Source organism: Novosphingobium sp. BAM6 (assembly GCF_057784955.1).
This window is the reverse complement of record NZ_JBYNTR010000027.1, coordinates 1-7,608: the sequence shown is the minus strand read 5'-3', so window position 1 is coordinate 7,608 and position 7,608 is coordinate 1. Positions and strand designations below refer to the sequence as shown.

Below are 7,608 nucleotides of genomic sequence, written 5' to 3'. Positions count from 1 at the left end.
CGTTGACGGTCGGAGGCCGAAACGGTGAAGCTGATGCCATCGCGCATCCTGCGAGACTGGCACGCCTGCAAGCCGCTGGGAATCCCCAACCGGACTCTTTCGTTCCGGTCAATCCACTAGAAGATAGAGGCACCTGCCTGTCCTCGACGCAACGCAATTCCCCACAGCACTCCAAATGAACTTCGCGATCGCATCGGATTTGGATGCACCTTAGTGGCGCCTCCCTAGCCATTCCCCCAGAAATCCAACCCGCGCCATCTTCAACTCATGCTGCCCCCCGCGCCATCAAAACTGGATGGGATCACACGCATAGCCTCCAACACAAGATTTTTGCCGCCCCACATCAGCAATTGGGCCTGCGACCTGATCTTGCTCGAAAATGGAAGGTCACCCTGGATAGGGATAAACACCGAACCATAAAAAAAGCTTGGCGAAAGCAAGGTCCCTTCATTCTGCTGGTATGCAAACGAATACGGGGACGCAAAATGACGACTAACAGTGAACTCTTCAACCTGAGCAAATGGTACATAACTCTGCCAGTCGACAACGCCGGTGGCACCTCCGGCACTGCCGGCGAGCTCAAGACCCTCACAGGCTACCAATCAAAGTGGTTCTATTCGGGTTCCGACGGGGCCATGACCTTCACCGCTTCTGTAGATGGTGCCGTTTCAAAGGGCACAAAGTACGCCCGCTCCGAACTGCGCGAAAGCACCGGTTCAGATCGCGCCGCCTGGACCCTCAAGCAGGGCGGCACCATGACTGGTACGCTCTCGGTAGACGAGGCTCCTACATTGAAGAACGGACAGGCCGGGAAAATGGTCGTGGCGCAAATCCACGGCGCGTCGGATGAGCTAATCCGCCTCTACTGGGACAATGGTACAGTCTATTATAAGAATGACCTTGCCGGCACCAAGAACACCGAACTGCGCTATGACTTCACCGATGCAGACGGGAATCGTCCTTCGGTATCACTAGGCGAAAAATTTTCCTATGTGATCACTGCCAAGAGTGATCACATGACTGTTGGCATATATGCCGATGACACACTTTACACCTCAAGCATCAACGTCAACAAAGTCTGGCAGAGTGACACACTCTATTTCAAGGCCGGGGTCTACCTCGGCGTCAACGAGACCCAGGGGACCGGCGACGGCGTAGTGTCTTACTATGGGCTGGATTTCGGCCACAGCGCCGGTAGCGGCCTGAACGGCCTAGTCCTCAATGACAACCTGGCCTCCAGTTCGCAACTCGCCAGCTTGACCACCCAGACAGATATGGCCGCGACCGGCACCATCAACATCTACGGAACAACTGATGCCGAACACCTGCTCGGCACTTCCCACGACGACGCCATGCTGGGGCGCGGCGGCGCGGATATTCTGGAAGGCTTCGGTGGCGATGATCGTTACTACATCACTGACGTTAACGCTCAGGTGATCGAACAGGTCAACGCCGGACGCGACCAGATCGTCAGCACTGTATCGCTTCACCTGTTCGACAATGTTGAGGACGCCGATCTTCGCGGCGACAAAGCAATCGACGTATCCGGCAATGCCTTGAACAACTCACTCAAAGGAAACGATGCAGCCAACAACATAAACGGCGGTGCAGGTGACGACCAACTATACGGCGAAGGCGGCAACGATACACTCGATGGCGGCGACGGCTCGGACAATCTTCGCGGCGGCACTGGTAACGATATCCTGACCGGCGGCGCAGGGCGTGATCGCTTCATTTTCGATACAGCGCTCGATGGGAAGAACAACGTAGACACCGTCACGGACTTTTCCAGCGCGGACAAGGACAAGTTCTACCTGTCCACGGCGATCTTCGCCAAGGCCGGGCCTGCAGGCGCACTTCAGGCTGACGCCTTCTATGCGGGCACAGCAGCACACGATGCCTCCGATCGGATCATCTACGACCAAGCCCAAGGCAAGGTCTACTATGATGATGACGGCAACGGCAGCCACAGCGCCGTCCTGTTCGCCACGGTACAGCCTGGTCAGCACCTGACCGCTTCGGACTTCTACATGCTCTGATCAATTACCCCCGGGCTGCGGGCAGTGAGATCTCTCACCGCCCGCAGTTATTTATTACAGCAACCAATTTGACACTCTGAACACAAAGCCCCTGGACATTGCCAAGGTATAATATGTCAGCATCCCAGAGGCTTGGCATGCATATCCGGGCAGGGCCATTTCTGTAACCGCGACAGGATGACGTCATCCCAACAAGGTATGCAGCACCTCAAGCGTCAATCCGTTCAAACGGACGGCCTCTTCTTCCGTATCAGCTTCAGTATAGCAGCGAAGCTCCGGCGCGTTACCCGATGCCCGCAAATGTATAATGCCTCCTGATGCGAATGAGGCACGCAGCCCATCGGTCAAGTCGATCTCTGTCGCGCGCCCCGCGAAATCAGAGAAAATACCATCAATCGCCGCCAATCTCTCCAAATCGCTCTCCCCATCCAGAAGCCGGGAAAACAAGGCCTGACTTCTGGATGGCGCCACGTTCTCGATCCGGTCCGAATACGTCACACGAAGGGGAAGCGTTCCCACCAGTTCGCTCAGTGTTGCGCCCCTTGCAGCCACCAGAGCGGCAACGATCGGTAGAACCGCATCGCGCGTCGGCAGTGCAGTCAGCACCTTCCCTCCGGCTCGAACTGCAGTCTGCAGCAAGAAGCCTCCGTTGGCTTCATAACCGCATACCATTCCCGCCTCGACATTCCCCGCATTCTGCATTTCCGCGATCACATAAGGTGATCCAATCTTCGTGCGCTCGCATCTGAGGAATTGCCCTGAACGCTCCAACGCCGTGTTGCTGGATACAGGCGTGACCACCGTTTCGGCCTTCAATTGCAGCGCGCACAAGATACCCAGCACATCACCGCGCAACCATATGCCGTTCTCGTCGGCAAGCAGCGGGCGGTCGGAATCGCCATCGGTAGAAGCAATGGCATCGAATCCCTGTCCTTCAGCCCACTGCGCAGCCAGCACCTTATCCTCAGGACGAACCGCCTCGGTATCGACAGGCACGAACGTTTCCGCACGGCCAAGCGGCGTAACCCGCGCGCCCAGTTCTTCGAAAATCCAAACGAGCACGTCACGGCCCACCGCAGAGTGCTGATAGACACCAATTTGGCGCCCCTGCAACGCGTCTTTACCGAAGAACTCACGGTAACGCGCCACATAAGCTTCGAGAACATCGACGGGCTCGGGCAAGTCAGACGGAAGCGACAGCATACAATCGTGATCGAACCGCCCCGCCGGAAAATTGACCGACTGCCGCTTCATACCCCCCTCATCGGACTTCAACACTTCACCGATAGATCGGTAGAATTTGATGCCGTTGCGGTCCGCCGGGATATGGCTGCCCGTCACCATCAACGATGCGATCCGCTGATCCAGAGCATACAGCGCCATAGCCGGCGTCGGCACAAAGCCACAGAATACCGGCACACCGCCAGCGTCAATGATCGCGGCGGCACAGGCCGCCAGAATACGAGGGGTGGAAGGGCGTAAATCGCCGGCGAGGGCGACACTCTTCCCTGCCGTAAACTCACCGAGTTCCGTCAGATAGGACAGAAAACCTTGCGTATAGGCATAGCAAACCCGGTCCGTCATCGCTGAGACAAGACCGCGCGCACCGCTGGTTCCGAACGCTACGCCGCTCTGTTCCATAATGTCGGCGACGGTGGGTGCTATTGCTTCGATTTCAGTCATGCCGATCTCTCTAGTCTCATCTCTGAAGGCTGCATAGCACCGCCAACGCGTCAAAACTCGTATGCGAGCGACACTCCAACCCGATCATCCGGCAGCCTGTCGCTTCCCGCCATGTTCGAATTGGTATTGATATGGCGATACTCCAGCGTCACTCGATACTTCTGGTCGAATCTGGCAAACGTCTGCACGGAGATATCAAACTTGGTATCATGACGTTCACCGGTTTCACGCGGTTCGTCGTACTCGATCCACTGCATCCGCGGCCTTATCGCAAACCCGTATTCCAGATCCGGCGCGCCCCATCGCCCATCGTATCCTAAGCGAATGGAATACCTTTTTGAATCATAAGCGTTGTCATCCAGATTACGGACCTGGAAACCGACCTCGGGGATGAGCCGCGAATGACCGCCAACTCCAATCGCGGCTCCTACAGCGATGTCATAGTAATTCCCATCCAGACCAGTTCGCGTATCATTGTTGTGTAGCGCGCTTAGATCTACTTGCCCGGTCACGGTATCGGAAAACTTGCGTTCCATGCCTACGTCGAGCCCGTAATAATCACGCAGAAAATTCCCACCTCGCTGCTCCCAATTGAACCGTCCCGCCACCGACAGCAGCAGGCGCTCATCCGGCAGATTGAACACGGGCCCCGTAGCGACGCCTGCCATGGTCCTATCAAGGTTGGTGAGATCAAACTGAACTGTGCGCGCCGCATCAAAATCGGTTCGCCAATAGTCGTAATGGCTGTTCAATCTTGCCGTATGCGTCAGATGGCCCCGCAATTCGAGAACACCATCGTCGAATTTCCGGTCAATTGGATATCCAGTGTCATTCTGGTCCGTCCGCAATTCACTAACAAGAGTCGGCGCATTGGTGTCGTAGTAAGTGCCGATCGAGATACGGCCATGCAGCGTCTGCGCAGGCGTATCAGCATCCAGCTGGGCCTGAAGGCTTGCCGCTCGGCGGGTGATACCACCATCATCCGGCGCGGCCGCTGGTGATGCAAGAAGCGATCGCGCATCGTCGTAGTACCCCTCACGCCGGAGCGTGTCCGCCAACGTCAACCGCACATTATCCTGGACTTTCGGCGAAACAGGCGGCCTCACGTGCTGCAAATCGCGCATACCTGCGATGGCATAATGAGGCGACGATCCTCTGGAAATGCGCAGAGCATCGAGGCGATCGCCTGCCCGCACATCGACTTCGCGTTGCGCAATATCTTCTCTTGCCGTCGCGATCCGCGCTGTAGCCACCGGATCGGATGAGAACGCCTTTGCCGCCACATCAAGCTCACGGCGCGCCTCGACAAATTGATGATCCCTTGCGAGACTATCGGCCAATCGTAAATGGACGCGAAGAACTAGCGAAGGCGATGGTGGCGGGGCCATGGCCAGAATACGGCTCAGGAAAGCACGCTGCTCCGTAGAGTCACTTAATCGCGCAGCATCCGAACCGGCATACATTTCCAGAGCATCTATATCTATTCGCTGCTGAACCAGCCCTTGACGCCCCTGCTCGTCATCAAATGCAAGCAAGGATAAGGCTGCGTCCACCTGGGCACGCGCTACCGCGAAGTTTCCAGTGTCCGCCTCCAGATCCGCAAGCTTGAGATGCACCCGCATCAGCTTGTTCGATGAAGGAGACGGCATCCCCGGAGACGCCAGAAAATCTGCATAGAGAACCTTTGCTGGCACCGGATCGGTCACAGCCAGACTGTCTGCGCGCGCAACGAGTTCATCCACCCTCAGATTGGCACGATCCTGAACCAATCTTTGCTTCAGCCCCGCTCCTCCATCCGAAAGGCCTTCCGGGATGGCCTGCTCCGCGAGACCAAGCTCTCGATGAGCCATAGGGTAATCCCCCGATGCCGCCATCACTTCGGAAAGGCGTTCATGCGCACGTACCCGAAAGTCGGGTGGATAAGGACAGGGTAATTCAACCAGCCGAGAATAGCCTGCCAAGAGACTTGCAAGCGGCGCCCCTTCTCTGCGCCTATCGTCTACAACCTTCATCGCTGCGGACGCCGCATCTCGGCTTCGTTCGTATTCTGTACGGCGCAAGATATATGAGGCCTGCTGACGAATTGCCTTACTGCTTCCGGGTGCCATGCTGGAACGAACCAGGACATCAGCCTCGTCGTAATCAGAGCGCGCCAGCGCGTACTGCGCGAGCCTGAGGCGCGCCCGACGAGCCACTTGCTTCCGCTCCTCGGGTACATGCGCCAATGCACGATAGGCTGCCTCCGCTGCAGCATCCTGCCCCTGCGCCCGTAAGACATCGGCCGCTTGCAAGCGGCGCTGTAGCGGATCTTTGGAAGTCAGTAGCACCGGTTTCCCGACACGACTGCTCCCACTGCCAGCCTTTGGTACGACACACAGACTTGCGACCGCTTGTGCATGCACGTGAGCAACAGGCACCACACTGAGCGCCGCAAAGCTTGCGGCGGGCCAAAAATGGTAACGCATATGAAAGATGCCCCCTCAGGTCGTAGAATTACATAAACTGGCCTTGATTTTGCCTACAATCATCGTTGCCGGCTGAATGGTAATCGCTTCAATGCCTGACAATGTAGGCAATCTGACCTTGAAATCACGCGGCGGACTGGCTGATCGCTCAAAATCGAAGTCAAAGCTTTGCGCGCTGCCGTCAAATCCGCGGGTGCGAATGGTGAACTTCTTGAGCGCAGCGTTATCGCTACTAAGCGACATCGTTGCTGCGCCAGCCGACACCTTCTGAAGCTGCGCCCCGCCGAACACCGTGCTTTCCCCGGGGTCAAAAGAAACAGTTGAGCTTACGCCGTTCGAGCAGGCCCGACCTGTCAATCCGCGCAAAACCGCAATACTCGTATCCCGCGGTAAATCTGTGGGCGTAAACTCCCAGATTATGTAAGCGGGCTTGTCTTTCTCCAGAGCACCGGAAGAAAGGTACTGCCCCAAAGCCTCGTCCACTCCGCCGCCAATTACCGACAGATTGGTCACGTCCAGCCCTGTTGCCTGCCCCAGAAAGCCAGAAAAATTGTACCGATGGTCCAGCGCAGAAAAACTCGTGCCCAAGACGACCAAGGATAATGCGTTGTCCTTGCCTAGTAACGACTGGCTTGCCCCCACTCGCTGAGGTACATCATAGCTTTGCACCTGTGGGTAAGGGATATGTGAACCGCAAATGTCGTTCACCGACCGGGTCAGCCCTTCAAGAATGACGGGAGGGCCGCTGCGTGAAAAATGATAGGAGGCCGTGCTTGCTTGCAGCACGCGAGAGTCTGCCCTTACGATGCGTGCGATCGCCCTCGCTGCCATCAGAGCCCCCATTGGCGTCCAATGGATATCACCCGGATCCGTAAGTTTATCACGAGGAGTCCCGCTGTGGTCAGCCTCACCAAGGATATCGGGAACAAGTGCACCATCAGCCCTTAATTGGGCAAGCATAACTCTATATCGTTGCTCGACTTGCCCAGCCTTACTCTGCCCGTCAGGAAGAAATGCAAGGTGCTTTTTCGCCAACACCATTCGAGGTGGCGTCAGCAGAATGATCAACCGTGTACCGTTGCGGGCCAATCGGCCGTTGAGTTCTCGGACAAGATCATGAATCCGTTCATCCGAAAAACCAAACTGTGCGGACAGTTCCATACGCCGGAACAACCAGCCATTTTCTTCCTCGACAACTTGCACACCAGGGAATTTGTAAGATTTAGGATCGCGCGCCGCATCGCACATCACAAGGCGGGTTTTCGCAGGTGCAGCCCAATCGGTCGAGATGTTCGGCTCACCTAGTGGATTGACCGGAACGAAAGAGTCCGGTTGGGGATTCCCAGCGGCTTGCAGGCGTGCCAGTCTCGCAGGATGCGCGATGGCATCAGCTTCACCGTTTCGGCCTCCGACCGTCAACG

General features: G+C 56.7%; 4 protein-coding genes. 1 reads left to right on the top strand and 3 read right to left on the bottom strand.

Translation table 11 applies throughout. The features are described 5' to 3' along the window. Positions 1-485: 485 nt before the first annotated feature. On the top strand, positions 486-2,039 hold the full coding sequence (locus tag AC3EC3_RS19660; RefSeq protein ID WP_488491264.1) for a polysaccharide lyase family 7 protein: 1,554 nt from the start codon (positions 486-488) through the stop codon (positions 2,037-2,039). Positions 2,040-2,222: 183 nt separating this feature from the next. Here AC3EC3_RS19660 and AC3EC3_RS19655 read toward each other — a convergent pair whose 3' ends face one another. From AC3EC3_RS19655 to AC3EC3_RS19645, 3 genes are all read right to left on the bottom strand, one after another. Then, complete coding sequence (locus tag AC3EC3_RS19655) at positions 2,223-3,722, bottom strand: phosphomannomutase (protein ID WP_488491263.1); 1,500 nt, start codon at positions 3,720-3,722, stop codon at positions 2,223-2,225. Positions 3,723-3,772: 50 nt separating this feature from the next. Further along, positions 3,773-6,049, bottom strand: a complete 2,277-nt coding sequence (locus tag AC3EC3_RS19650; RefSeq protein ID WP_488491262.1) for a hypothetical protein — start codon at positions 6,047-6,049, stop codon at positions 3,773-3,775. Between the two features lie 153 nt (positions 6,050-6,202). Then, the coding region (locus tag AC3EC3_RS19645; RefSeq protein WP_488491261.1) for an alginate O-acetyltransferase AlgX-related protein at positions 6,203-7,608 on the bottom strand (1,406 nt) is incomplete at its 5' end.